A 25,323-nucleotide genomic window follows, 5' to 3' on the forward strand; every position below is an offset into this window, starting at 1 on the left:
CACTACTTCCTCATCAACATTTTTAGACGATCTTCACCCATCTTGAGAAGTTCGCCCGGCGATACTTCACTGATTGGCGGCAGATAACGGTTAATGTTCGGATCCATATACATCGTATTAACCGCACTTCTGAATAACTCTTCATTATCTGAGTAACTCGTTTTAATATCTTTCAGCAATGCTATCTGCTCTTCATTATTATATGAGACATTAATATTATCAATCCAGACGAATTCAGAAATATTCACTTCATCTTCCTGGAGCAGTTCGATCAGTTCATTATAGTCGCTTTGAGAAATTTCATCTTCTCCGTCATAGTTCAGCTGAAGATTAACAATGTACTTGCTCTTCTCTCTCAGACTCTGTTTGAATTCAACAATCTGCTGATACAGCTCTTCTTTCCTCAGTGAATTTGTATCCAGTTCAAGATTTTCAAAAACCACTTCCTGTACCGGAACAAAGTTTGCCGATAAAGAAACGTCGTCCCCTTCGACAAGGAGAAAACCCTTTTCGCCGGTTTCATTTTTATGACGCCCCTGGATGTTGCCTGAATAATGAACCTGCGGTAAATCCGCCAGCTGCGACCGGACATGAATATGACCGAGCGCCCAATAATGGTACAGTTTGCTGTTCAGTGCTTCCAGATTAAATTCTGTATAGCGCTTAGCATCGTACTTTGTTTTTGCATATGTTCCGTGCAGCATACCGATATGAATACCCCGGTTATCTGTATTTGTCGGGTACTCATCCAGTTTGTTTTCATAGGATTCGTCCAGCAGATAGCTGAAACCGTGCAGATAAATCCGTTCACCCTTCGAGCTCAGCATTTCATAAGTTTCAACATTCTCTTTAAAGACGGACACATTATTCGGCCACGTCGTTTTAAAGCCGGAGGAAATTGGATCGTGGTTTCCGTGGATCATATAAACGAAGATGCCTTTTTCTTTTAATCTGTTAAATTCTTTTTTAAGGAATATTTCAGACTTCAAAGAACGGTTCGACTGATCGAATACATCCCCTGAGATAAGGAGGAAATCCACACCCTCTTTAATTGCAAAATCAATCATCCGGGTGACACTTTTATATGTACTTGTCATTAAAATTTCCAGTATATTACTCGGCATCTTGGACCGGGATTTAAACGGACTGTCCAGGTGCAAATCTGCCGCATGGATAAATTTAACCATTAGATTCACCATTCCTTCAGAAAAAACTCTATTCTTCAACATTATAACAAAAAAGAGAGGCCGGCACGGCCTCTCAACTAATTTTTCTATTTATTGATTATTAATTTCATAAAGCTCTTCGATAGGCTTCATGATAACACGGTTTAAGTCCTGGATCAGCTGGCTCATTTTCTGTTCAGCTTCCATTAAACCTTTAATGTTTTCATCATTTTCAATTTCCTGTGCCGAGTTTTGAGCTTTTTGAATTTCTTCTTCTAAAAGTTCTTCGCCCTGCATTTGTTTTTGCTGTAATGTCATTTGAATATCTCTGAAATCATCAAACAATTTTTTTGATTCAGCATCTTCGTTAACCTTGCTGTAAAGTTCCTTCATTTGCTGAAATTCTTCTGATTCGCGCAGTGCACTTTCAAGTGCATTTGCCTGATCGTATACATTAGCCATTAATATAAAACTCCTTTTAGTTTGATAGTGTTACATTAACACAAATTTACTATTTAGAAAAACAATACTAATATGCCCTGGGCAATCCCGACAATTCCACCGAGTACGTAGCCGAGCATCATAATCATTTTGAATTCTTTATTTGCAACATCCATGACGAGAGATTCCAGTTTAGCCAGCTCAAAACTGTCAATCTGTTTTTTAATAACTTCTGCAAGCTGCAGTTTATTCATTATCTTACTCATGTTCTTGCCCGAATACTCGATAAAGTTATCCTTCAGCTTGTATTTGCCTTTTTCTTTAAAGCGGATAAAAAGATCTTTATTGAAGTCTGTAATCGGTGTATTTAATATTTTTCTAATATCAATTTTCTGCTGCATCACTTCTATAATACTATTTAAGATATTATCGAGGTCTGAGCTCGTCACTAGTTCAGATAATCCGCTCTGCTTCAGTTTATTATACTCATCTTCTATGACCCGTGTTTCAATATTAATCATCTTCTCCTGCTGAATCAGTTTCAGCAGTTCAGTCTGAACGCGCTCGGTCATCGATTCTTTTGTCATCACGTATTTTAAACTGCGGGCAAGACGGCCTCTGTTTTCAGTAAACTCATCAACCATTGTATAAATGTCATGAAATCCTTTGTCAGAAGAAATATACTGTACGAGTTTATCGTTAATATCATAAGCAAGATGAGATACTTTATTATCAATCGCATGGAGCGCATCTTCGGGCATGATATCATTTATCGTTCTGACGTACAATTTCTGTCCTTCTTCAAAGACTTTTGCACGTATTTCTTCATTAAATGAAGTAACGATTTTTTCTGTCAGACCCGACGACAGACGTTCCAGGAAATAACCCGGAGTCAGCCGTTCGGTTTCTATCGTTTCTATCTGCCTGTCTATAAAATGCATTATTAATTTATCAGTTTCCGTACTTTTTAATTTCTCTTCGAAAACTTCCGGTGTTAACAGATGCCCTGTTATAATTTCACCAAGTTTCGTCGAGGCCTCATCCCGCCGGAGAGGGATTACTCCCGGTGTGAACGGCAGCCGTTTGCCGAACAGGTATTTTGCTTCATACGGCCTGAAAAGCATTTTAATTGCAATCGTATTTGTCAGACCGCCGATCAGCGCACCAATCAGCGCCATCATCATAACCTGAATGATTGGATTCATTATTATTTCACCCCTTATTCAACTTAATAACTATATATTACTTTTTACAGAAATAAAAGAAAAAGCACCCTCGCGGGTGCTGAAACTTACCGATTGCTTTTGCGTTCGAAGTAAGTTCTTATTTCTCTTTCAATATATGATGCATGAACCGGCTGGTTATCTGCATTTAACACTCTGTAAATTGAATTCGTTTTGTTGAATTCCAATTTATAGCCATTATTTGATTCAAGTGTTTCCCAATAAATATTTTCTTTTTCATAATTTGGGTATATTGCCGAGCCTCTTGATAAGACCTGCGTAAGTTCCAGTGGATCTCCGCCAAAAAGATTCGTCAGTACTTCACTATCTCTAAACAGTGCACAAAGCGAGATACATGTTGTCCAGTTGGGTAATATTCGCTCTTTTTCTATTTGTACCAGCGTTTTTTTGGATAATCCAATGGTGTGGCTCATAGCATCCTGGGTGTATCCAGCCTCCGTTCGAACTATCTTGAACTTAGACTGTAGAATCTCTGTAAATTCCTGCTTATCCATTAAAATCGTCCCTTCACAGCACCGCGATTAAAAGTTAATCCATTATGCTTGTATATCAATTTACCTGATATACATTGTAAATGATAATTATTACAAATTAAAGAGATTATGAAAAAATTCACTAATTATTCACTATTGAACAAAATTTTTCATTCTACTTAAATAAATAAAAAGAAGTACGGGAGACAGTGTGATACTGCCTCGTCATACTTCCTTGTTTTTTAATTACTTATTGACGATTTCACCGTCAACATATTTACTCTTGCCTTTAATGAACTTGCCTTCTTTAACATTCTGCTGATGATCGATCACAAGCGCAATCGTTGCATCACCAGTAATATTAACTACCGTACGCGTCATATCCAGAAGTCTGTCGATACCGAGAATAATACCAATTGCTGCCGGATCAAGTCCTACTGCAGTTAATACCATCGCGAGCATTACGAGACCGACACCCGGTACTCCTGCTGTTCCGATACTTGCAATTGTCGCAATAATGACGACAGTCGCCATTTGTCCGATTGTTAAATCGATACCTGACAGCTGAGCGATAAATACTGTCGCAACACCCTGCATAATTGCGGTACCGTCCATATTCACAGTTGCACCAAGCGGCTGTACGAAACTTGAGATACTTTTGCGGATACCAAGTTTGTTCTGCGCAGTTTCAAGTGATACAGGCAACACAGCACTTGAAGATGAAGTACTGAATGCTACCGACATTGCAGGTGCAAAGTTCTTAATAAACCAGACAAAGCTCTTCTTGCCGAGGAACTGAACTACCGAACCATATACTAAGGCAAAATGTATGAATAATGCCAGCAGCACACAGATAAAGTACATTCCGAGCTGCTGAATAGCGCCGAAGCCAGCCTGTGTAAATGCAGTTGCTACAAGGCCAAATGCACCGAATGCAGCAAAGTATTTCATAATTGCCAGAACAATCCACATTATTACTTCGTTAGCTTGTTCGAATAATGTAATGATTCCGCCTGCTTTCTCTTTGACGGCAATTAACCCGACGCCGATAAAAATTGCAAAAGCAATAATTTGAAGCATGTTCTGATCAGCCAGTGCAACAAATAAATTATCAGGAATAATATTAATTAATGTCTGATCAAATGTTGTTTCCATCGCAAGCTGTGTGTCGCCGCCTTCAAGTTCTGTCGATCGGTATTCCGACACTTCCTCGGTATTCAATAAGTCTGCCTGTCCCTCACCAGGCTCAAGTATCAATGCAACTCCAATAGCCAGTGAAATTGCAATTGCAGTTGTTATCAAGTAGAAAACCATTGTTTTAATACCGATAAGTCCGAGTGTTTTCGGGTCCCCGACACTTACAACTCCGAGTACAATCGAAATGAATACGACCGGTACAACTACCATAAAGATAAGATTTAAGAATATTTGCCCGAGCACATTAAATATGTACTGATCAATCCATTGGACCCATGCAGCGTCCGCCATTGTATTAAATATTGACCCTACTGCAATCCCCGCAATTAAAGCGATTACAATATAGAGTGTGAGTTTATTTCCTACTTTCATGTATATCCCCCTTAGCTAATACTTTCTGAATATGTATTCAAGTATACTTTGCTAAATGGATATTTGTCTATAAAATTAAAGTAAAGATTATGGATGAACTGCTCTAAAACGCATGGTTAAGCGTTTTCACAGGATGAATAATTTTTATCATTTTACACTAAAAATCAATAATGTTGAATTTTATTGCATAAATGACAGCCTGAGTCCGGTCTGACACTTCCAGTTTATTTAAGATATGACTCACATGGGTTTTAACAGTTTTCTCGCTGACAAATAGCGCCTCGCTGATTTCCTTGTTAGACTGGCCTTTAACAATTTCCTTCAGCACTTCAGTCTCTCTTCTCGACAGTATATTCCGTTCATGCGGCAGATTGCCTGTTTTATCGATAACTTTTAAAATGTCAGGATGCACAACCCTGTCACCTTCTATAACGTTTTTTATCGACTGAATCAGTTCTTCCACATCCATCTCCTTAATAATATAACCGTCCGCTCCGGCACGGAAGACAGGACGAATGTATTCCTCGCTCGTATAGCTTGAAAGAACCAGCACCTTAATGTGTTTATACTTTTCTTTCAATAAAGCAGTCAGCTCAATCCCGTCCATTTCAGGCATGACGAGATCGATTAGCACGAGATTAATCTTGTCATGATTATCTTCCAGATATTCAAGCGTCTCCCGGCCGCTGTCAAAATCTTCAACTACATTAATGTCGGATGTTGTTGATAATAAAAATTTCATGCCTTCTCTTACAACCTGATGGTCGTCAGTAAGAATTATATTATACATTTAATTGCCTCCAAGTTTTATACGTGTAATTAACACAGTTCCGAGCCCTTGGCCGGACTGAATTTCAAAGGAACCGCCCATTTTATGTACGCGTTCATGCATGTTTGTCAGCCCATGGCTGACACCTGTTTTTTCTGCCGGAATAAAACCCCTGCCCTTGTCACTGATTACAAGCCTCAGCTCTTCATCAGTAAATTCCAGCAGTACTTCTGCATTTTTTGTCCCCGCGTGTTTCCTGATATTATTAAGTCCCTCTTGAACGATACGGTACAATTCAATTTCTGTCTCGTCCGGTATATTATAAAAACCATTCACTGTAATTTCTATATTCAAATCGAGAATTTTAGCGTAATGATTGACCGCTTCGATTATACCGTTCTCGAGACCGATTGGTTTTAATTGCCAAATCAGCGCCTTCATCTCTTTCATTGCATATTTCGATGTATTTTCTATTCTTTCAAAGGCGAGACTGCTCTGCTCGCTGTCCTTTAAAGCTTTAGCCGCATGAGATGTAATACCGATAGAAAACAGCATCTGGTTAACCGAATCGTGAAGTTCGCGTGCGAGCCGCTGACGTTCTTTGATAATCATATTTTCTTTTTCCCGCGTCGTTAAATCCAGCCGTTTCAGTGTAGAACCGAGCTGAAAGGCCACCGACTCCAGAAGATCCAGCTCATCCTTTTGAAACTCAGTACTGTAAGGTGTCGCCACATTTAATAAACCGAAAGATTCCACACCGGAAATCAGCGGCACTGTAGCGTGATGTGTAATATTATTATTTTCATCAGGCATTTCCCGCGCAGCCTTTTCGAGCCTCGAACAGGCTACGATATTCGTCGCATTCGACAATTCTCCTTTATTAAATTTATTGACGCACCAGCATTTGTCATTGCACAGGTATGTATGACCGTTATACTGCAAAGTAGGCGGTAGCTGATAATGTGCGCTCAGTTCATGCCTGCCGTCTTCATTAATAAAAAATATCCAGCCGGTTTTAAAATTTGAATGGTCGATGAGCATTTTCAATGCCCCGTCAATCATCGACTGGCGGTGGGTTTCCGTATTTAAGAACTCAGCAATATCTTTTAAAAGCTGTAACTTACTTTTCACTGTTATCATCCCTTTTAATAAATTGTAAGAAATTTGTTACACTTAATACAGCTGTTAACACTTATAATATAAAAGTAAGTTACAAAACTAAAACGAAAGGACAAGCGCTGATATGAAAAGTAACAAACTGTACATGCAAATGATTTTTATCGTGTCATTAATTGCTATGCTGGGCTCTTTATACTTTAGTGAAATCAGATTGTATGAACCGTGCGAGATGTGCTGGTACCAGCGTATTTTAATGTACCCGCTTGTACTGCTGTCGTTTATCGGCCTTATTAAAAACGATGCTAACGTAAGAATATACGTCCGTGCAATGAGCGGTATTGGGATACTGGTTTCCACCTATCACTACGCACTGCAGAAAATTCCGGCCCTCGGCGAGAGCGCCAATGCTTGTATGGGTGTATCCTGTACAGTACAATATATAAATTGGGCTGGATTTATTACCATTCCCCTGCTTGCACTGACTGCATTTATCATTATTTTCATTTTATCATTTTTCATTAAAAAAGATTAAAGAATAGGAGCTATTAATTATGGGCAACAAGATTTTTTACGGCATTATTGGTTTAATCGTCGTTGTATTTATTGGAGTTTTCATTTTCATGAACAATCAGACCTCGGATCCGGAAAGTCTAAGTGACTCAGGATACTATCCGTACACTGATAAAGAACCTGATGAGCTGACAGGTCCGACAATCGATCTTTTGGATAACGAAGATTACCAGGCAAATAAGACGCCTGCAGAAGTTGAAGAAATTGTGAATTCAGGTGAAGGAGAGTTCGTTTACTTCTGGAGTCCTATATGCTCGCATTGTATGGAAGCCACACCAATGCTGACAGAAGCTCTGGACAGCGTTGAGGGTGAAGTGACCCAGCTTAATGTTTATGAATACGAGAATGCATGGGCAACGTGGAACATTAACTCTACACCGACACTTATTTACTTTGAAGACGGCAAAGAAGTTGAGCGCTTAGAAGGAAATCCGGGATCAGCTGAAGGCTTCGAAGAATTTATGACAGCAGCTGCGGGAGAATAATATGAAATTTACCGTACCTGAGAAATTCAATGGATTTACTCTGGAAGAAGCTCTGATTGCACTTCATATTCCTAAAAAGGAAATGCACTGGCTGCGCATGTCGAAAGATATCGTTATTAACGGTGAAGTACAGCCGGTAAAAACTGAACTTAAAACAGGAGATACAGTCACACTGCCTGATTTCAGTGAAGCGAGCAGTTATAAGAAAAGCTCGAAGCAGGCAGTTATTCTTTTCGAAGATGAAAACCTGCTTGTCGCATCAAAACCGCCTGGCCAGAAAGTTCATCCGAACGAACCCGGTGAACACAACACACTCGTAAACGACGTGATTAATACAGTTACGAGCGAATATGTTGAACCAGTTCACCGTTTGGACGTGGATACAACAGGACTTGTACTGATGGCAAAAAATGCATATATGAAGAAGATGCTCGACTATATGCTTAGTGAAAATAAAATTAAACGGATTTACATGGGGCACGTGAAGAAAAACAGTAAAATTACTGCACAGAAAATTAACGCGCCGCTTGGTAAAAAGCCGCACACGAATATTTTCCATGTCACGAGAACAGGCAAAGACGCTGTGACGCATATTATTAGCAAGAAAGTAACAGACAAATATGAAGAACTGACAATCGAACTGGAAACGGGCCGAACACACCAAATCCGTGCGCATATGAAACACTTAAACGCCCCGCTTGTCGGAGATAAACTGTACGGCGGCCCGCCGTCACCCTATCTTCACCTGTACGGCTACAAAGTTTCATTTAACCATCCGATTACAGACGAAGAAATCAGTGTAACGCTGGATGTATAATATTTTAAAACTGTCTCATCAAAAAATTGGTGAGACAGCTTTTTTGTGTTAGTGAATATTTGGGTGGTTTTGCGCTTTTACTGCCCATGTTGGAGTGACATGGGGATTTAACGGCTGTTAGTTTACCATGTTGAAACTGCATGGGCATTCAAATCTGCTTGGTTTACCATGTCGAAATTACATGGATAATCAAATCTGCTTGGTTTACCATGTCAAAATTACATGGGCAGTCAAAGCCGCTTAGTTTACCATATCAAAATTACATGGGCAGTCAAAGCCGCTTGGTTTACCATATCGAAATCACATGGGCAGTCAAAGCCGCTTGGTTTACCATGTCAAAATTACATGGGCAGTCAAAGCCGCTTGGTTTACCATGTCAAAATTACATGGGCAGTCAAAGCCGTTTAGTTTACCATGTCAAAATTACATGGGCAGTCAAATACGTTTGCTTTCCCATATCAATGACGAGAGGTTTACAATTGTTTGAACTTTATTGTTCAAAGTCATACAGAAAACCGCTCCATGAACGTTGTCAAATCAACAGCGTACTTACAAACAACTCCATGAATTTTATCAAACCAACAATTTCCCACCATCAACACTCAAACAAAAAAAGCACCCAAAATGGGTGCTGTACTAATTCACAATCCGCAAATCAAACAACTTATTTCCTGAACCGGCTTTTAATTCGTTCCAGTATGTTGCTGTATTCCTGCAGTAATTCAGTTTTCTTCTGCTCACTGTTTTCAACAGCGCGTTTCATGAGTTCATCCTGAACACTCAAAGGCGGCAGATCATTTTTAACATATTCATATGTGCCGTCCGGCAGCTGAACACGTGCTTTCACGTTATCTCTTAAGAATAATTCATTCACTTCGATCAGTTCTTCTACAATTCTCGGATCGTTGATGGGGAATAAAATTTCCACACGTTTGATCATATTTCTCGTCATCATATCTGCTGACGATAAGAACATTTTCTTATCACCGTTATGATAAAAGTAATAAATTCTCGAGTGTTCTAAAAATCTGCCGACAACGCTAATAACGCGTATGTTGTCGCTGACATCTTTAATCCCCGGCTTCATACAGCATATTCCGCGAATCACAAGATCCACTTTTATGCCTTCCTGAGAGGCCTGCAGCAGTTTATCGATTATTCTCTTATCCGTTAAAGAGTTCATCTTCGCAAAAATATAACCGTTGCCGTATTTTTTATGACTTTCAATTTCAAGGTCAATGCGTTCAGCAAACATATCCCTGATTTCAAATGGCGCGACATGCAGTTCCTTGTATTCCGGTTTAAGCGAATAACCGCTTAAATAGTTAAAGAAGTTTACAGCGTCATCTCCGATACGCGGATCTGTCGTAATAATTCCCATATCGGTATAAAGTTTGGCTGTGGAATCGTTATAGTTTCCCGTTCCCAGATGAACAAACTTAACAATTTTTTTATTGACCTTCTTCACAACCAGTGTAATTTTACTGTGCGTTTTCAGATAGTTCATGCCGTATATAACATGACAGCCGGCGTCTTCCAGTTCTTTGGCCCAGTGCACATTATTTTCTTCATCAAATCGCGCTTTCAGTTCAACAAGCACTGTAACCTGTTTGCCGTTTTCAGCCGCCAATTTTAATGATTCGATAATCGGCGAATCACTGGATACCCGGTAAAGGGTCTGTTTAATCGCCAAGACGTTTTTATCTGTTGCTGCCTGCTGCACAAATTCAATAATCGGCTGGAAAGATTCGTAGGGATGGTGAAAGAATATATCTTCTTTCAGCGCTGCTTCATACACATTACGGTTCCCCAAAAATTTCGGCTGCTGCGGGAAAAACGGTTTAAATAAAAGCTTTGGAAATCTGTACTTTAATTTATCCGTCATTTCGAACAGAAACGTTAAATCCAAAGGTCCGTCAAAACGATAAACATCTTCAGGATGCAGTGAAAGCTGCTCCTCGAGGAAAGATCCGTTAATGGTAATGTCACGGCTCCGGTCGATTTCAAGACGAACCGCGGCACCTTTAGTACGTTCTTTTAAGAAACGCTCGATTTCGATTAATAAATCGGCAGCGCCTTCTTCATGTATCGTTAAGTCGGCATTTCTTGTAATTCTGAACGGGAATGTTCTGTCAATCTGATAACCGTTAAAAAGTTTATACACATATTCTTCAATAATATCTTCCGCCAGAACAAAATAGGTCTTGCCTTCGTGTGATAATTCATAAAATCTTTTTATCACTGTCGGCAGCTGCACAATCGCAGTCTGTTTGCCCAGTTCATTCGATAAGTCTACGAATAAGTTAATTTTTTTGTTCATCAGCTTAGGAAACGGACGATATGCATCGATTCCAAGCGGTGTTAAAGCCGGTAATATTTCTTCATCAAACAGTTTTTCCAGTTTATCCTGCAATGACTGGTGAAGCTGATGCGGTCTTTTTAGGAACACATTCAGCTTTTCCAGTTCCTCCATCAGTTCGTGATACATTTCGTATTGAATACGGCAGTTTTCACGGTTCAGCTCACCGATTCCGGACAGCTGTTCTTCCGGAGTCATACCAGTCTTAGTATCAGGCTCGGCATAATTCATCTTAACCTGGTCTTTTAAACCAGCTACCCTAACCATAAAAAACTCATCCAGATTAGAGCTCGTTATCGCTATAAATTTCAATCGTTCGAGAAGAGGATTACGCGTGTCGCCTGCTTCTGCTAATACTCTGTAATTAAATCGCAACCAGCTTAGTTCGCGGTTATTGTAATAAGATTTATCGTTTAATTTATAAGCCATTTATAATCCTCCTGCTCTCATAATTATAGCGTGTAAATATTAAGATTCTGTAAATTCTATCCACAAATCTCCGCCGAGAATTTTTTGAATATGCTTTTTCTGACGGACTGCATGATATTCTTCTGCGATCGGGTCTCCATTGTACTGAATGTTCAATCTGAAGGCATCTCCGGATTTCGATAATTGTAAATTCTCGACAATTTCCGTATTGGAAATGTTCAGGGCATTCGCAAATTTAACGAGCGAACCGAGTGCCTGAATTTCATCCAGTTCTTCATCATTAAACCAGCCGGTTTCCTTCGCATAAAAGTCAAGCAGTGTTTTATTTTTATAACTGGCTATCAGCGCAAGTCTGACGCGGTCACGATGTCCGATGCCGTTAATATTGCTGTTGGAAATTAAATAGTAGGTATGCTGACTCGATGCATCCCGGTCGATAAAGTCACCTAAATAATATATCCCAGCAGCATGTTTCATAATCATTTTATTTGTACGCGACAGCGATAAAATATTCAGGCGCTCAAGTTCATGGTAAAGACGGTCAACAATTTCTGTTCTTTTATCTGTATCAGTTGGATCCAAATTAAAGTCATTGGCCAGCTGTTCTATCGAATCTTCAAATACTCTGTACTTATTAAAAGCAACAGGATATTCCTTACTGAAAATGCGCATAGCCATACCTTCGCGCAGCCCCTTGCGGCTGAACTTGAATTCCTTGGCATCTACAATATTAAGCAGTGTTCTGAAAACAATGATACTCGGCAGAATAATATCAGCGCGGTCTTTACTCAGGCCGTCGATATCATCCAGGTTTTCAGTGTTCGTATTTTTCAACAGCTTATATACATCCTGTAAATCATTGCGCACCATAGTATAGCCGTGAACACCAGCTATCGGATAACTGATCATCGACTGATGAATACGCGCTATGTTACGCGCACTTCCGCCGATTGCCAAAATCGGCACACGGCGGTCACGCAGCCAGTTCACTTTTTTCAGCTCAGTTTCCACAAATTGCTTAGTCTGTTTAATCGCCGCTTTGTCATTATGTTTTTTACCTTCAAAAAACATTTTACTGAGCGTAACAACTCCAAACGATAAACTCGTACGGTAGATGATTTCTTTATCCTCGTAAAAAGTAAGCTCTGTACTTCCCCCACCGATATCGATTGTCACGGCATCGTAATAACTGATTGTGTGGACAGCCGCTTCAAATCCAAGCGTTGCTTCCTCTTCGCCGCTGATAATGACCGCATCCAAATCAAGTTCTGATTTAATGCGCCCGATAATATCCTCGCGGTTTTTAGATTGTCTGATGGCTGCTGTGGCCACCGGGAAAATCTTAGTTATATGATATTTTTCCGAAATTTGTTTAAAACTGTTCAGGATTTTTAATAAAGCTGCAATCCCTTCTTCTGCCATGTAGCCATCTTCATCAATATACTGAGCTAAACGTGCAGGTGTTTTAATGTTTCTAATTTCTTTTAAGCCGTGTGTCTTAGTGTATTCAAAAAGTACAAGTCGAATCGTGTTGGATCCGATATCTATTAAGCTTATTTTGTTCATCGAAAAACTCCTACTCTTTAGAGTGAATCATGTCTTCCGGTTTAATCCATTTATCATACTGTTCTTCTGTCAGCAATCCTGAATCAAGCGCAGACTCTTTTAAAGTGATTCCTTTGGCATGTGCGTTTTTAGCAATTTTAGCAGCATTTTCATAACCGATATGAGGGTTTAATGCTGTTACAAGCATTAGAGAGTTATTTAAATACTTATCAATGTTTTCCTGAATCGGTTCAATTCCAGCAGCACAGTTATCATTGAAGCTACTCATTCCGTCAGCCAGCAGGTAAATAGACTGCAGCGTATTATATAAAATAACCGGCTTGAACACGTTGAGTTCGAAGTTACCCTGTGAAGCTCCAAACCCTACAGCAGTATCGTTCCCGAATACTTGAGCTACAACCATAGTCAGCATTTCAGACTGAGTCGGATTTACTTTCCCCGGCATAATTGATGAGCCCGGTTCATTTGCCGGAATTTCAATTTCTGCAAGTCCCGCACGCGGGCCTGAAGCCAGCCATCTCACGTCGTTTGCGATCTTCATCAGATCTGCAGCGAGTGCTTTTAATGAACCGTGCACATATACTACCTCATCGTAAGACGTCAATGCATGGAATTTATTAGGTGATGAAATAAACGGCAGTCCCGTTTGTTCTGCAAGCTGGTCGGCAACTCTGTTCCCGAATTCAGGGTGAGCATTAATCCCTGTACCAACAGCAGTTCCTCCAATTGCAAGGTTGCTGAGCTGTTTTTTAGACTGGTTAATTATTTCTTTTGATTTTTCCAACATATATGACCAGCCGCTGATTTCCTGCCCTAAGGTAAGCGGTGTTGCATCCTGAAGATGCGTACGGCCAATCTTAATAATATCCTTAAATTGTTCCTGTTTTTCTTCAAAAGTACCATGCAGTTTTTCAAGTGCAGGCAGAAGCTGATGTTCAACTGCCTGGCTCAGTGCCACATACATCGCAGTAGGATATGTATCATTAGAGCTTTGTGACTTGTTGACATCGTCGTTCGGATGAACAATTTCATCACTGCCCTGATCTTTAAGATACTCGTTCGCAACATAGCTGACTACTTCGTTAACGTTCATATTACTTTGAGTTCCGCTGCCCGTCTGCCAGACAACAAGCGGGAAATGATCATCCAGTTCGCGTTTAATTATTTTTTCACATGCAAATACAATCGCATCTTTTTTCACAGGAGAAAGCTTCCCTAAATCACTGTTTACAATCGCAGTCGCTTTCTTTAAGTGAGCAAATGCTACGATAACTTCAATCGGCATTTTTTCTTTGCCTACAGGAAAGTTCTGACGGCTTCTTTCTGTTTGCGCTGCCCAGTACTTATCCGCAGGCACCTTAATTTCACCAATCGTATCGTGTTCAATTCTAAATGACATACAAAAATCCCCCCGAAATATAGTATTCATTACTAGTCTATACTATATTGCGAAAGGATTCATTAAGAAAAAACTATGCAAACTTATAAGAGTAATATTCTACTATGTCATGATCTAATCTGCCTGCTGCATCTTTGTCGATTACGACAGTCACCATGCGATGGTTTTTAATATTGCTGAGCGTGCTGCTCCCTTCGAGATTGGCATCGTAAAGACTTCTGACAACCTCCTCCTTATCTCCTCCTGTTGCATAGATAAAGAGCTCTTTTGCTTTAAATAATTCATCATTGTCATTGTTAAAGCCGACTTTTTTATTTGAATTTAAATTGAGAAGTGCGACATTCACTTTCTTCTTGCCTTTGTCATCAAGATCATCGGCTGTTCCGCCTTCATTTAGTTGTGATGAAGGAATATCAAGGTTTTTAAAAATACCCAAACCGCCTCTGCCTACTGAATACAGCTGAATTTCAGATAAGTCTGCAGGATGATTTTTCACTTCACCGACAAATTTTTCATACACTTGTGATAAATCTTCATTAACATCCAGCGCTAAAATGCTTTCCGGATTGTTGTGAATCTGCTTACGCAACAAATCCGCAGCAAAAATGTCCGCAAGTTCTTTCGTTTCAAATATTTTAAAATTCATTGCCATAATTTTTATCCTCCAATAATCGTCGCCTTGTAATTTAATCTTATATTATATTTATCTTACCCCAAACAGCCATTAAAATAACGTAATCATAAAAAGAAACAGAAAATAATAAAGAGAAAATACCTTTTTTACAACAAAACCTTTTTAATCTTTGCAGAATGGTTTATAATAAATGTAATTAATATAAGTACTGGGGGCAAATCAATAATGAAAGCATTTCTTATTTTAATGGTTTGTATAGCCTTTCTGACTTCAATCCTTACAGCAGGACGCGAAACTGACTGGGGATATAAAGATGACGGGGAGACAAAAATTAGAGAATAGTCTTATTCAATAAATTTTTTAAACTGGACAGCTTCGTGCCGTCCAGTTTTTTTGTTTTTTTATTTGCGGGTACGGTGTCGTTTCGCCGTCGTAATTGAAGTCAATCCCGAGTACGACACCAATTCACCGTCGTCCTTGTCCATCCACTTCCCCTTCAGCTTTCATCAAAATCCTTTTAATTGAGAATAATTATCAGTTAATATATAATACAGATACATGATATACATAAATAACAGCCTTAAGGAGAATATATTTATGCAAATTTACTGGAGTAAACTGATAGATGTTGTTAATGAATCACCCGAAGTGAAAACTTTTGTTTTCGAATGTCCTGAAGATTATACCTGGGAAGAAGGTTCGCACATACACCTTGCTTTTGAGGGTTTTAACACTGGAGAAAAGCCGGATAGAAGCTTAATCAGACATATGTCGATTTCTACCTTGAAAGACGAAAACACGATTGGGATTACTACCCGCATCAGAAAAGATGCATCGAAGTTTAAACAGATTTTAAATGAAATGCCCATTGGAGATAAAGCAGCAATATTTAAAACACATACAAATGTACCTTTAAAGCGTGAAGGTAAAAATATTTATATGCTTTCTTCAGGCGTCGGCCTTGCGACTTTTAGACCGCTGGTTCTGGATTATCTGAATGATAATGACAATGTCGCTAAAATCCACTCGTTAAATATTGATTCATCTAAAAATTACTTATTTCCTGATATATTCCAATCTTCAGCAGATAAAAATCTGACTGCGCACTTCGTCAGTACACGCGATGAGTACTATGAAGAGGCAGAAAAACTGACAGAAGATAAGGATGCCCTATTTTATGTGGTCGGCAGCGATGAGTTCCTGAAACAGAATGTCGATTTGCTGCTTAAACAAGGCATTCCAAATCATCAGATTATGCTCGATAAACACGAAAGCCAAAAAGAGCAGTTCTTCGCTAATTAATTTCACTTTATTATATAAATATGAAAATCCGGGATATCTTCAAAGATACCCCGGATTTTTCATTATAATTTACTGCTTGTTTTTCACATTTTGAAAATTGAATTCTTCATAAGGACTAATTTCTACACCGTCTAAAGCTGAACTGTAAACATTATATTTTTGCGGGTGCAGGATAAAGATCAGCGGTGCTTCTTCAACTAAGATAGTCTGGATTTCGCTGTATATTTCTTCTCTTACTGCATCATCTGACTCTCTGCTGCCTTCTTCAAGCAGTCTGTCTACCTCATCATTTTCGAAGAAAGCACGATTTCCCGGACTGCCAATTCTTGATGAATGAACCAGCGGTGTCATCGCATTGTCTGGATCTCCCGTTGAGTTCCCCCAGCTCATAATATATAAGTCATGTTCTCCGTCTCCTGTTGCTTCAAGGAACGTGCCCCACTCCAGCTGTTCTATTTCCAGTGTAATATTCAATTCTTCAAGAGACTGCTGCAGCCAGATCGCGGTATCCACACGTTGTGCATTATCGCTGTTCACCATCATCGTCAATGTAAATCCATCTTCATAACCTGCTTCTTCAAGCAGCCTTTTTGCTTCTTCCATATCATATTCCAAAGGTTCAAGTGACTCAGCAAAGCCGAAAACATCAGGCGCGAGCGGAGACACCGCTTCAGTACCGGCGCCGTTATATATACCGTCTATTACAGCCTGCTTATTAAAGGCATGTGTCAGTGCCTGGCGCACGCGTTTATCCTGTAAATACTCATTTCTTGTGTTTAAGCCTATGTACTCAAGAGCCACGGACTGAGTTTCATTTAAAACCAGGTCATCATTAGACGTTATTCTATCTTTGTCACTTGGCGGTACATCTGCTACAACATCCGACTGCCCTGTCTCAGCTTCCGCAATCCTTGAGGATGCTTCGCTTACTACTTTTAATGTTAAATCAGCAACATTGACGTCGCCATTCCAGTAATTATCATTTCCTGTCAGAATTGTTTGTTCACCAGGTGTTCTGCTGTCATATTTCAAATATCCCGTTCCCGCCGGATTTTGTTCCACTACCGTACTTGTATGTTCAGTTATTTGTTCTGCAATTTCTTTATGGCCGCTGCCGCCCGCTTCACGTATTTCGTAATATTCATCCAGTGTGATATCAAGTCCAGCTTCATCAAGCGCATGCTGATAATCTTCATCGATTAGTTCTTTGGATAGCATATCACCCGCGCCATGTGTCAGATGACCGAGTAAAGGTGAAAATGGGTATTCCGTAATAATCTCTACTGTATATTCATCGACTGCATTCACTTCTTCAATCATCTCAAGAACGAATGCTCTTGTTGAGCCCCGGCTCGAATCAAGCAGGCGGTCGAAATTCGCCTTCACTGCCTCGGCATTAAATTCACTGCCGTCATGAAATTCGACATCTTCCCGTAAAGTGAACTGCCATGTTACATCATCTATTTGTTCCCACTCTGATGACAGTTCCGGCACGATATCCAGATTCTCGTCCTGGCTGACTAGCCCTTCATAAATATGAGACCTTACCTTTTCAGAAGGTGAATCGTTACTTCCATGCGGATCCAGTGATACTGCATCTGCAGGTAATGACTGGGTAAGTGAAAGTTTCTCTGCAGTTTCACCAGTATCATTTGATATTTCCGATGAAACTTCGCTGTCATCCGAACAACCTGCCACTGCAAAAATAAACAGTACCGTGAATAAGTATGTTTTAAATGTTTTCATATTATACCTCTTTGCTATGTATTTAAATCATACTATATCACTAGGCTTTTTGTTCGTCTACATAATTTCTGAATAATTTAATAATTGATATTAAAAAAGTACACATATGACCACTCATATGTGTACTCAAATATTTTTATTGACCTAAGAATCCTTTTTCTTTTAAGACTGTATCTACATCGAGACGCTGTTTTTTACTGAGCATCTCTGTCACCTGTTCGCTCCACTTATCATCGCGTTTGCCGTTTGTTCTGCTGCTGTAATAATCGCTGATGCGCTGGTCGTAGGCATCGATATCATTTTGAACTTCGTCGATTTTCTGGTACGTATTTTCATGATACACCGCTTCAAATGGCAAACGTTCTTTTTTCGAACCGTCTTCTCCCTGTTCAGGGTAACCAGCCACCATGCCGAAGAGTACAAAGGCACCTTCCGGCAGACCTAAAATTTCTCCCGCTTTCTTAATATCATTACGCAGTGAACCGATATAGCAAATACCAAGTCCCATACTTTCTGCTGCCGTCGCTAGATTTTGTGCAGCCAGGCTGGCATCTACGACACCGACAATCAGATTTTCTGTTTTATCGTATGAAATTTCTTTACCTGCCTGTTTTGCAAGTTCTTTATGACGATAAAAATCCACCACGAAAACAAACAGGTGACCGTTATGTTCTACATAGCTCTGCGTACTGATTTCACGCAGGGCTTTTTTCTTCTCAGGGTCAGTGACCCCCATAATAGAATACGCCTGTACGTAGCTTGATGTACTTGCACTCTGGGCAGCGCCGACCAGTGTTCTGATTGTCTCTTCAGATAATTTTTCATCTGTAAACTTTCTTAAAGAACGGTGATTATTCAATAATTTAATAACGTCATTCATTTAAAAAATCCTCCTATTTCAGTCCAGGATACTCCTGCTGTCTTAATGCTTCATATACCAGTATACCGACGGTATTCGATAAATTCAGAGAACGTACCTTATCGGTCATCGGGATTCTCATCAGTGATTCCTGATACTTTTCCTTCAGCCAGTCAGGCAGTCCTTTTGTCTCACGGCCGAAAACAAAATAATGCCTCTCGTCTGTACTGCTGTAATCCATATCGGTAAAATTCTTTTTACCGAATTTTGAAATCATATAATACTTTCCTTTGTTCTGTTCAAAAAAATCTTCAATTGTTTCATACTCGTAAAGTTCAAGGTCTTTCCAATAATCGAGACCTGCACGCTTCACGTATTTGTCTTCCAGACTGAAACCGTACGGTTTGATCAGGTGCAGCGGCGTGCCTGTAGCAACGCATGTCCTTGCAATATTCCCTGTATTTTGAGGTATTTCCGGCTGGTACAGCACAACGTGGTTCATCTTTTTTTCCTTCTTCCTAACTCGCTTCTTGTATGCCCATAAGCATTTCTTTTTTTACATCGTCATCGGTTTCGATGCCGTATCTTTCATAAATATAATCAAGAGCTTCATCTCCTGAGATCTGGCCGATTGCCCAGTAGGCAGTGCCTTTAATTACCGGACGCACATCCGTTTCAGCAACTTGTTTCAGTATATCAATTGCCGCAGTTTCTTTAAAGTGCGCAAGTGCAATGATTGCATTCCGCTGAATCGGCTTCTTGCCGCGCCAGACACCTGCAAGGTGGCCATACGTTTTATTAAATTCACGATTTGATATTTGCAGCAGGCTGGTAAGTTCAGGCTTTAAAATTTCCGGTTCAAGAACAATATCTTCATGGTGTTCTGTATTGATGCCTTTGTTCCGCGGGCAGACCTGCTGGCACGTATCACAGCCGTAAAGCCGGTTCCCTATTTTAGAACGGTACTCCATCGGCATGAAACCTTTCGTCTGAGTAAGAAATGAAATGCATTTTTTAGAATCCACCTGCCCGTTTCCGACGAGTGCCCCTGTCGGACAGCGGTCTACACAGATATTACAATCTCCGCAGGAATCCAGCAGCTCTTCATCCGCAGGAAATGGATAACTTACAATCATTTCTCCGAGGTAGGAATATGTTCCGAGTTTCGGGTTGATGATAAAACCATTCTTTCCTGAAAATCCAAGACCGCTCCGGCGTGCCACTTCCCTGTCGCTCAGCACACCTGTATCCACCATTGATTTACAATCAATAGACGGATCAAGTTCTCTAATAAAGGCTTCCAGTTTCTCCAGTCTCGTTCGAAGCAAGGTATGGTAATCCATTCCCCACGAAGCTCTCGCAAAGATACCGCGGCGTTCACCCTGTTTCGATTTCGGGGCATTGCGCAGTTTATTTGGATAACCGACCGCAATAGACACTATACTTTTTGCATTGGCGAGACTCGCTTTCGGATTGGTCCGCTCCTCAATCGTACCCGTCTCAAATCCCGACTCATAACCATTCTTATAATAATCAATAAGCTTAGCTTTAAACTCTGTGAACGGTTCTGCCGTCGTAAATCCGATATCATCGATACCAATCGTATGTGCATATTCAATTACACGTTTTTTAAACTCATGACGGTCCATAATTCCCCATCCTTTATTTGCAATATTTTCTAATGTGTTTTATATTATTAATAACAAATACACGTGCGAGGTGAACTGCAGGACAATGAAGTAGATTATCCTTTTTCTTATGACATATTTAAGTTTATTTATTATGCGAAAATTATGTCGAAATAGGGTAATCCTCTGCAGCTCATTTATAATATATAACCTCATATAATTACACTCTTCTCTGTTTATAATAAGAGGAGATATAATTATATATTGTATTATACTGTGTGGAGCCTTATTTCGACAACGAAATGAGGCTCTTTTTTATGATGAATCTTAATAAAATTACTTTAGAGATTAACGGTGAAACAATACTTGCGATTGATAACATCACTGTACAGGAACACAAAACAATCGGTCTGATTGGCCGTAACGGCAGTGGAAAAACGACTCTGCTGAATTATATTGCCAATAATGCAGAACAGCTTACGAATGAGAATATAATTTATATTCCCCAGCTTAAAAACGCCGATTTTAAAAAAAGCGGCGGAGAAACGACTAAAGTTTATCTGCAGGAAGGCCTGAAAAATTCAGCAGGTGTCATTTTACTGGATGAACCGACAACGCATTTGGACGAAACAAATGCTGCATGGCTGTTGAATGAATTGAAGCAAAAGAAAGCTCTTAAAATAGTCGCGTCCCACGACCGGGATTTTCTAGATAAAATTTCAGACGAGATATGGTCGATAGAAGATACCAAAATCGCTGTGTATCCGGGAAACTACTCGCATTACAAAGAAATTGAAGCACATAATAAACAGCGTGCAAAACTCGAATATGATAAATACATTCGGGAAAAACAGCATCTGGAAAAAGCAGTTGAGAACAAATCCAGACAGGCTGCTTTGTCGAATAGACCCAAAAATAAAACAGATTCGGATTTTAGACAAAAAGGAGCTAAGCCTTATTTCAATAAACTACAAAAAAAATTAGATCAGGTAGCTTCAGGTATGGAATCACGACTGAATCAGCTGGAAGAAAAAGAAAAACCCGAAGAAGAAAAACAGGTGATTTTCTATACTCAGGACATTGAAAAACTCGGCGGTAAAACTGTAATCCGGCTCGAGCGTGAAACTGTAAAAAGACAGGAGAAAGAGCTTCTAAAAGATGTTTCACTTTATTTAAAAGCAACCGATAAAGTAAGTATTACCGGTAAAAACGGTTCAGGTAAAACGACTCTGCTTAATTATATCTACGAGAAGTATCAGTTCTCGAATCTGGATATCGGCTACTTTTATCAGCAGCTTGAGTCTCTGGATTTAAATTCGAGTATTCTCAAAAACATTCAGAACAGCAGCAATTACGATGAAACCACTGTCAGAACCGCACTCGCCCGCTTGAACATTAAAGGAGATGAAGTTCATAAAACAGTTTCCGTGATCAGCGGCGGAGAGCGTGTAAAGGTTCAGCTCGTTAAATTGCTGATGTCGAACAGTCAGGTGCTGATACTCGATGAACCAACGAACTTTCTGGATGTCCATTCGATTGAAGCACTCGAGGATATGCTGAAAAGTTATCCGGGACTAATCATTTTAGTCTCTCACGATAAACGTTTCCGGGACAGTATTGCAGAAACTTCCTACAATATAGAGGACCAGAGACTGGTGAACCCTGATACTCCCCTGCCGAGAAATTCTTCCAAAGACGAACTGCTCGTGCTGGAAACTCAGATTACCCGTGTACTCAGTGAACTGTCGGAAGGTTCCACTCCTAAACTCGAAGCTGAGTTCGAGCGTTTGCTTCAAAAGAAAAAAGACTTGAAAAGTCATTAGATTGACAACGGCGTACTCTGTTGTTTTTCAGCTAAAAGCAAAGTCCATACAAAAAAGGCATCCCAAAAAGGGTGCCTTTAATCGTTATTATATCTCATAGCCCGTCTGATACGTTCAGGTATCATAACAATTTCAGCCTTCATATCTTCAGGTCTGAAAGTTTTATCAATACAGCGTTCCCAGTATTCTAAATGTTTTTCATCAAGGTCCGCTTTGGAAATGTTATCTTCAGATTGATTGTCATCCTGAACACTGTACCAGTATAAGTATTCCACATCATTAAAAGCTTCACGGAAGATAGTTTCAACGAACATTTTCTCGCCTTCGAGATTCATGAGAACGTCATCCATATGATTATGCATATACTCAATCCACTCATCTACCAGTTCATTTTTACCTTCTTTAACTCTGTATTTCGTCAATTCTACTCTCATGATTGCTCCTCTCTTAAAACGGCTATCTATTTAGTATTTAGGTTTAACCTATTTATTATTAAAATTAATTAGTTTAATATATTATATGTATCTTTTTTGATTACTTGTATTAATGCTATTATAACGTTTTTTAATCTAAAAACAATGGATATCAGACATCTTAACCCAACTTACGCACCGGAGGTATCATTTATGAAACTTATACTTGGCTCACAGTCTAAAAGACGCCGTGAATTACTCTCACAGATTGGTCTGGAGTACGAAATCCTTATACCGGATGCTGATGAAAAACAGATTACAGACAGCGACCCCGAAACTAAAGTCATCGAAACTGCAAGATTAAAAGCATCTGTTTTGACGGCAGATGATAATTCAATACTGTTAACCTGTGATACAGTAGTCAGCCATAATCAAATAATTTATGAAAAACCGGCCACAATTGAAGACGCGCGTCAAATGATAAGGGCTTTATCCGGAAGCACTCATGAAGTGTACTCCGCTGTGATATTAAAGTCAAGAGACTTTGAAGAAATTATTTCCGACAGTACAGAAGTTACTTTTTATGACCTGTCAGAAGAGGAAATCGAAGAATATATTCAGACAGATGAACCGTATGACAAGGCTGGCGGATACGGAATTCAATCTTTTGGAGCAGTTTTTGTTAAAGAGATAAAAGGCGATTATAATACGGTCGTCGGCCTGCCGCTTGCTAAAGTCTACAGAGCCTTAAAGAAATACGGTTTTTAAAATTTGCGGCTTAAATAAAATTTTGGAGTAAACAAAAAGACGGCTTGAAAATTTTGATTTCAAGCCGTCTTTTACATCAGGGCTGGCATGACAGACTGTCACGTGTATCCCAGACTCTTAGGATTGGTATGACAGATTCTCATGTGTATCCCAGACTCTCAGGATTGGCATGACAGACTGTCATGTGTATCCCAGACTCTTAGGATTGGTATGACAGATTCTCATGTGTATCCCAGACTCTTAGGATTGGTATGACAGATTCTCATGTGTATCCCAGACTCTTAGGATTGGTATGACAGATTCTCATGTGTATCCCAGACTCTTAGGGTTGGCATGACAGACTGTCATGTGTATCCAAGACTCTCAGGATTGATATGAAAGACTGTCATGTGTACCCCAAGTCCCAATTTTTATTTATATATCAAATAAAGTATTAAATGCTTCACTCATTACAGGGTGATTGTACATCTGATCACGAAGTACTGTATAAGGTATATCGTGGTCCATAGCGAGTTTAGCCAGGTTAATCAGTTCTTCTGAGTTCACGCCATATAAATGCACTCCAAGAATTTTTCCGCTTTCTGTATCCACCACTGCTTTAAATAAACCGCGCAGTTCATTATTGATGTGAGATCTCGGGTGACCCGACATCGGCATACTGTTTTCATCCGCTTCATAGCCCTCTTCTTTTGCTTCCTGCAAGGTCAGCCCCACGCGGGAATATGGCGGATCTGTAAACATGGTGTAATGCACGTTTGTCCGCGAATCGTATGAATACTCACCATCATCAAATAAATGACTTTTTACAATACGGTAATCATCCAGAGATGTGTAAGTAAACTGGAAGCCGTCTTTTACATCACCCATCGCGTAAATATTATCAGCAGTTGTCTGAAGGTGATTATCAACTTTGATTCCGCCGTTTTCAGTCAGCTGAACTGAAGTGTTATCCAGCCCGAGTCCTTTAGTATTGGGTTTTCGGCCTGTAGCAAATAAAATCGCATTTGATGTCAGCTCTCTCCCGTCTGATAAAGTAACGGTAATGTTACTGCTGCTTTCTTCTTTCACTTTTTCTGCCCGCTCACCGAAGATAAAATTAATGCCGCTCTCTTTCATATCCTTTGTAATTTCATTTCTGATACCTTCATCTTCGTCTTTTAGAATTTCATCGGCAGGCACGATAACACTGACTTCTGAACCAAAAGCATTATACATCGTTGCGAATTCAAGACCAATGTATCCCCCGCCGACAATCGTCAGCTTATCCGGCAGTATTTCTTCGTCTATCAGCGTTGTGCTCGTATAAACTTTATCAGAGTCTATATCACCCTCGAGCGGCGGTATGCTGGTCTCTGCTCCAGTATTAACGAAGATTTTATCTGCACTCAGTACTTCTTTTTTGCCGTTTTCTGTTTCTACTTCAATTTCCTTGTCGCTGATAAAAACAGCAGTACCGTCATATACTGTCGCCTTGTTTAAGTCTGCAACACTGTGATAGTTTTTATCACGCAGTCTCTCAATGACCCCGTTTTTGCGTTCTACGGCAGCTCTGTATTCACTGCCGTTCAATGCATCATGCATTAACAGCTTCGTCGGAATACAGGCGATATTAATACAAGTTCCGCCGTACATTGTTTTATCTTTTTCGATTAGCGCCACATTCCAGTCACGGCCGGCGAGGTCCCCTGCCAAAGTTTTACCGGCTTTGCCGAAACCGATTATTATTGCATCAAAATGTGTCAAC

23 protein-coding genes are annotated in these 25,323 nt (G+C 39.8%); 6 read left to right on the top strand and 17 right to left on the bottom strand.

Annotated elements, in window-relative coordinates:
• Positions 1–2: 2 nt before the first annotated feature.
• From IR135_RS09775 to IR135_RS09805, 7 genes are all read right to left on the bottom strand, one after another.
• Positions 3–1,187 (bottom strand): metallophosphoesterase family protein, encoded by a 1,185-nt coding sequence (locus IR135_RS09775; RefSeq protein WP_135099004.1) that lies wholly within the window; start codon positions 1,185–1,187, stop codon positions 3–5.
• Between the two features lie 90 nt (positions 1,188–1,277).
• Complete coding sequence (locus tag IR135_RS09780) at positions 1,278–1,628, bottom strand: YlbF family regulator (protein WP_135099006.1); 351 nt, start codon at positions 1,626–1,628, stop codon at positions 1,278–1,280.
• A 53-nt stretch (positions 1,629–1,681) separates the two neighbouring features.
• On the bottom strand, positions 1,682–2,812 hold the full coding sequence (locus tag IR135_RS09785) for a DUF445 domain-containing protein (RefSeq protein WP_135099008.1): 1,131 nt from the start codon (positions 2,810–2,812) through the stop codon (positions 1,682–1,684).
• Between the two features lie 86 nt (positions 2,813–2,898).
• Entirely contained in the window at positions 2,899–3,345 is a 447-nt protein-coding gene (locus IR135_RS09790; RefSeq protein WP_135099010.1) for an XRE family transcriptional regulator XdrA, read from the bottom strand.
• Between the two features lie 225 nt (positions 3,346–3,570).
• The gene (locus IR135_RS09795; protein WP_135099012.1) at positions 3,571–4,893 is read right to left on the bottom strand and encodes a dicarboxylate/amino acid:cation symporter; all 1,323 of its coding nucleotides are present in this window, start codon (positions 4,891–4,893) and stop codon (positions 3,571–3,573) included.
• Between the two features lie 157 nt (positions 4,894–5,050).
• The gene (locus IR135_RS09800; protein WP_115883943.1) at positions 5,051–5,683 is read right to left on the bottom strand and encodes a response regulator transcription factor; all 633 of its coding nucleotides are present in this window, start codon (positions 5,681–5,683) and stop codon (positions 5,051–5,053) included.
• Positions 5,684–6,802, bottom strand: a complete 1,119-nt coding sequence (locus IR135_RS09805; protein WP_228063486.1) for a GAF domain-containing sensor histidine kinase — start codon at positions 6,800–6,802, stop codon at positions 5,684–5,686.
• Positions 6,803–6,905: 103 nt separating this feature from the next.
• Between IR135_RS09805 and IR135_RS09810 the strand changes: the two genes are divergently transcribed.
• The 3 genes from IR135_RS09810 to IR135_RS09820 are packed head-to-tail and all read left to right on the top strand — an operon-like array spanning position 6,906 to position 8,653.
• Positions 6,906–7,313: a disulfide oxidoreductase gene (locus tag IR135_RS09810; RefSeq protein WP_135099016.1), complete on the top strand. Its 408-nt coding sequence runs from the start codon at positions 6,906–6,908 to the stop codon at positions 7,311–7,313.
• 19 nt (positions 7,314–7,332) lie between these two features.
• Positions 7,333–7,836, top strand: coding sequence for a thioredoxin family protein (locus IR135_RS09815; protein WP_135099018.1), 504 nt, complete (start codon positions 7,333–7,335; stop codon positions 7,834–7,836).
• A 1-nt stretch (position 7,837) separates the two neighbouring features.
• Positions 7,838–8,653, top strand: coding sequence for an RluA family pseudouridine synthase (locus IR135_RS09820; protein WP_135099020.1), 816 nt, complete (start codon positions 7,838–7,840; stop codon positions 8,651–8,653).
• Between the two features lie 664 nt (positions 8,654–9,317).
• Here the strand turns inward: IR135_RS09820 and IR135_RS09825 are convergent.
• From IR135_RS09825 to IR135_RS09840, 4 genes are all read right to left on the bottom strand, one after another.
• Positions 9,318–11,441, bottom strand: a complete 2,124-nt coding sequence (locus IR135_RS09825) for an RNA degradosome polyphosphate kinase (protein WP_135099022.1) — start codon at positions 11,439–11,441, stop codon at positions 9,318–9,320.
• A gap of 39 nt (positions 11,442–11,480) precedes the next feature.
• Positions 11,481–13,007 (bottom strand): Ppx/GppA family phosphatase, encoded by a 1,527-nt coding sequence (locus IR135_RS09830; protein WP_135099024.1) that lies wholly within the window; start codon positions 13,005–13,007, stop codon positions 11,481–11,483.
• A 10-nt stretch (positions 13,008–13,017) separates the two neighbouring features.
• Positions 13,018–14,406: a class II fumarate hydratase gene (gene fumC, locus IR135_RS09835; RefSeq protein ID WP_135099026.1), complete on the bottom strand. Its 1,389-nt coding sequence runs from the start codon at positions 14,404–14,406 to the stop codon at positions 13,018–13,020.
• 73 nt (positions 14,407–14,479) lie between these two features.
• Complete coding sequence (locus IR135_RS09840; RefSeq protein WP_135099027.1) at positions 14,480–15,058, bottom strand: hypothetical protein; 579 nt, start codon at positions 15,056–15,058, stop codon at positions 14,480–14,482.
• Positions 15,059–15,637: 579 nt separating this feature from the next.
• On the opposite strand from IR135_RS09840, the gene IR135_RS09845 reads away from it, so the two are divergent.
• The gene (locus IR135_RS09845) at positions 15,638–16,342 is read left to right on the top strand and encodes a dihydropteridine reductase (protein ID WP_135099029.1); all 705 of its coding nucleotides are present in this window, start codon (positions 15,638–15,640) and stop codon (positions 16,340–16,342) included.
• 69 nt (positions 16,343–16,411) lie between these two features.
• On the opposite strand, the gene IR135_RS09850 is transcribed toward IR135_RS09845, so the two are convergent.
• The 4 genes from IR135_RS09850 to queG form a co-directional block, all read right to left on the bottom strand.
• The gene (locus IR135_RS09850) at positions 16,412–18,088 is read right to left on the bottom strand and encodes a glutathione ABC transporter substrate-binding protein (RefSeq protein WP_135099031.1); all 1,677 of its coding nucleotides are present in this window, start codon (positions 18,086–18,088) and stop codon (positions 16,412–16,414) included.
• A gap of 136 nt (positions 18,089–18,224) precedes the next feature.
• Positions 18,225–18,968, bottom strand: a complete 744-nt coding sequence (nfsA, locus tag IR135_RS09855; protein ID WP_135099033.1) for an oxygen-insensitive NADPH nitroreductase — start codon at positions 18,966–18,968, stop codon at positions 18,225–18,227.
• A 13-nt stretch (positions 18,969–18,981) separates the two neighbouring features.
• Entirely contained in the window at positions 18,982–19,449 is a 468-nt protein-coding gene (gene trmL / locus IR135_RS09860; protein WP_115883911.1) for a tRNA (uridine(34)/cytosine(34)/5-carboxymethylaminomethyluridine(34)-2'-O)-methyltransferase TrmL, read from the bottom strand.
• A 16-nt stretch (positions 19,450–19,465) separates the two neighbouring features.
• Complete coding sequence (gene queG, locus IR135_RS09865) at positions 19,466–20,596, bottom strand: tRNA epoxyqueuosine(34) reductase QueG (RefSeq protein WP_135099035.1); 1,131 nt, start codon at positions 20,594–20,596, stop codon at positions 19,466–19,468.
• Positions 20,597–20,892: 296 nt separating this feature from the next.
• Here queG and abc-f point away from each other — a divergent pair, with 296 nt between their 5' ends.
• Entirely contained in the window at positions 20,893–22,398 is a 1,506-nt protein-coding gene (abc-f, locus tag IR135_RS09870) for a ribosomal protection-like ABC-F family protein (RefSeq protein ID WP_167753408.1), read from the top strand.
• Positions 22,399–22,475: 77 nt separating this feature from the next.
• On the opposite strand, the gene IR135_RS09875 is transcribed toward abc-f, so the two are convergent.
• Complete coding sequence (locus IR135_RS09875; RefSeq protein ID WP_135099039.1) at positions 22,476–22,832, bottom strand: DUF6176 family protein; 357 nt, start codon at positions 22,830–22,832, stop codon at positions 22,476–22,478.
• A gap of 192 nt (positions 22,833–23,024) precedes the next feature.
• On the opposite strand from IR135_RS09875, the gene IR135_RS09880 reads away from it, so the two are divergent.
• Positions 23,025–23,579: a Maf family protein gene (locus IR135_RS09880; protein WP_135099041.1), complete on the top strand. Its 555-nt coding sequence runs from the start codon at positions 23,025–23,027 to the stop codon at positions 23,577–23,579.
• Between the two features lie 414 nt (positions 23,580–23,993).
• Here IR135_RS09880 and IR135_RS09885 read toward each other — a convergent pair whose 3' ends face one another.
• Positions 23,994–25,322, bottom strand: a complete 1,329-nt coding sequence (locus tag IR135_RS09885) for an FAD-dependent oxidoreductase (RefSeq protein WP_209307412.1) — start codon at positions 25,320–25,322, stop codon at positions 23,994–23,996.
• Position 25,323: the final 1 nt, after the last annotated feature.

The sequence above is a fragment of the Jeotgalicoccus nanhaiensis genome, assembly GCF_015235105.1.
GTDB classification, from domain to species: domain Bacteria; phylum Bacillota; class Bacilli; order Staphylococcales; family Salinicoccaceae; genus Jeotgalicoccus; species Jeotgalicoccus nanhaiensis.

Bases quoted from the DNA above. Each gene is read 5' to 3' on its own strand.
- abc-f (WP_167753408.1), top strand. From the start codon at position 20,893: ATGATGAATCTTAATAAAATTACTTTAGAGATTAACGGTGAAACAATA.
- IR135_RS09785 (WP_135099008.1), bottom strand. From the start codon at position 2,812: ATGAATCCAATCATTCAGGTTATGATGATGGCGCTGATTGGTGCGCTG.
- IR135_RS09875 (WP_135099039.1), bottom strand. From the start codon at position 22,832: ATGAGAGTAGAATTGACGAAATACAGAGTTAAAGAAGGTAAAAATGAA.
- IR135_RS09820 (WP_135099020.1), top strand. From the start codon at position 7,838: ATGAAATTTACCGTACCTGAGAAATTCAATGGATTTACTCTGGAAGAA.
- IR135_RS09810 (WP_135099016.1), top strand. From the start codon at position 6,906: ATGAAAAGTAACAAACTGTACATGCAAATGATTTTTATCGTGTCATTA.
- nfsA (WP_135099033.1), bottom strand. From the start codon at position 18,968: ATGAATGACGTTATTAAATTATTGAATAATCACCGTTCTTTAAGAAAG.
- IR135_RS09805 (WP_228063486.1), bottom strand. From the start codon at position 6,802: ATGATAACAGTGAAAAGTAAGTTACAGCTTTTAAAAGATATTGCTGAG.
- fumC (WP_135099026.1), bottom strand. From the start codon at position 14,406: ATGTCATTTAGAATTGAACACGATACGATTGGTGAAATTAAGGTGCCT.
- queG (WP_135099035.1), bottom strand. From the start codon at position 20,596: ATGGACCGTCATGAGTTTAAAAAACGTGTAATTGAATATGCACATACG.
- IR135_RS09830 (WP_135099024.1), bottom strand. From the start codon at position 13,007: ATGAACAAAATAAGCTTAATAGATATCGGATCCAACACGATTCGACTT.
- IR135_RS09825 (WP_135099022.1), bottom strand. From the start codon at position 11,441: ATGGCTTATAAATTAAACGATAAATCTTATTACAATAACCGCGAACTA.
- IR135_RS09815 (WP_135099018.1), top strand. From the start codon at position 7,333: ATGGGCAACAAGATTTTTTACGGCATTATTGGTTTAATCGTCGTTGTA.
- IR135_RS09775 (WP_135099004.1), bottom strand. From the start codon at position 1,187: ATGGTTAAATTTATCCATGCGGCAGATTTGCACCTGGACAGTCCGTTT.
- trmL (WP_115883911.1), bottom strand. From the start codon at position 19,449: ATGAACCACGTTGTGCTGTACCAGCCGGAAATACCTCAAAATACAGGG.
- IR135_RS09880 (WP_135099041.1), top strand. From the start codon at position 23,025: ATGAAACTTATACTTGGCTCACAGTCTAAAAGACGCCGTGAATTACTC.
- IR135_RS09800 (WP_115883943.1), bottom strand. From the start codon at position 5,683: ATGTATAATATAATTCTTACTGACGACCATCAGGTTGTAAGAGAAGGC.
- IR135_RS09840 (WP_135099027.1), bottom strand. From the start codon at position 15,058: ATGGCAATGAATTTTAAAATATTTGAAACGAAAGAACTTGCGGACATT.
- IR135_RS09790 (WP_135099010.1), bottom strand. From the start codon at position 3,345: ATGGATAAGCAGGAATTTACAGAGATTCTACAGTCTAAGTTCAAGATA.
- IR135_RS09850 (WP_135099031.1), bottom strand. From the start codon at position 18,088: ATGAAAACATTTAAAACATACTTATTCACGGTACTGTTTATTTTTGCA.
- IR135_RS09780 (WP_135099006.1), bottom strand. From the start codon at position 1,628: ATGGCTAATGTATACGATCAGGCAAATGCACTTGAAAGTGCACTGCGC.
- IR135_RS09795 (WP_135099012.1), bottom strand. From the start codon at position 4,893: ATGAAAGTAGGAAATAAACTCACACTCTATATTGTAATCGCTTTAATT.
- IR135_RS09845 (WP_135099029.1), top strand. From the start codon at position 15,638: ATGCAAATTTACTGGAGTAAACTGATAGATGTTGTTAATGAATCACCC.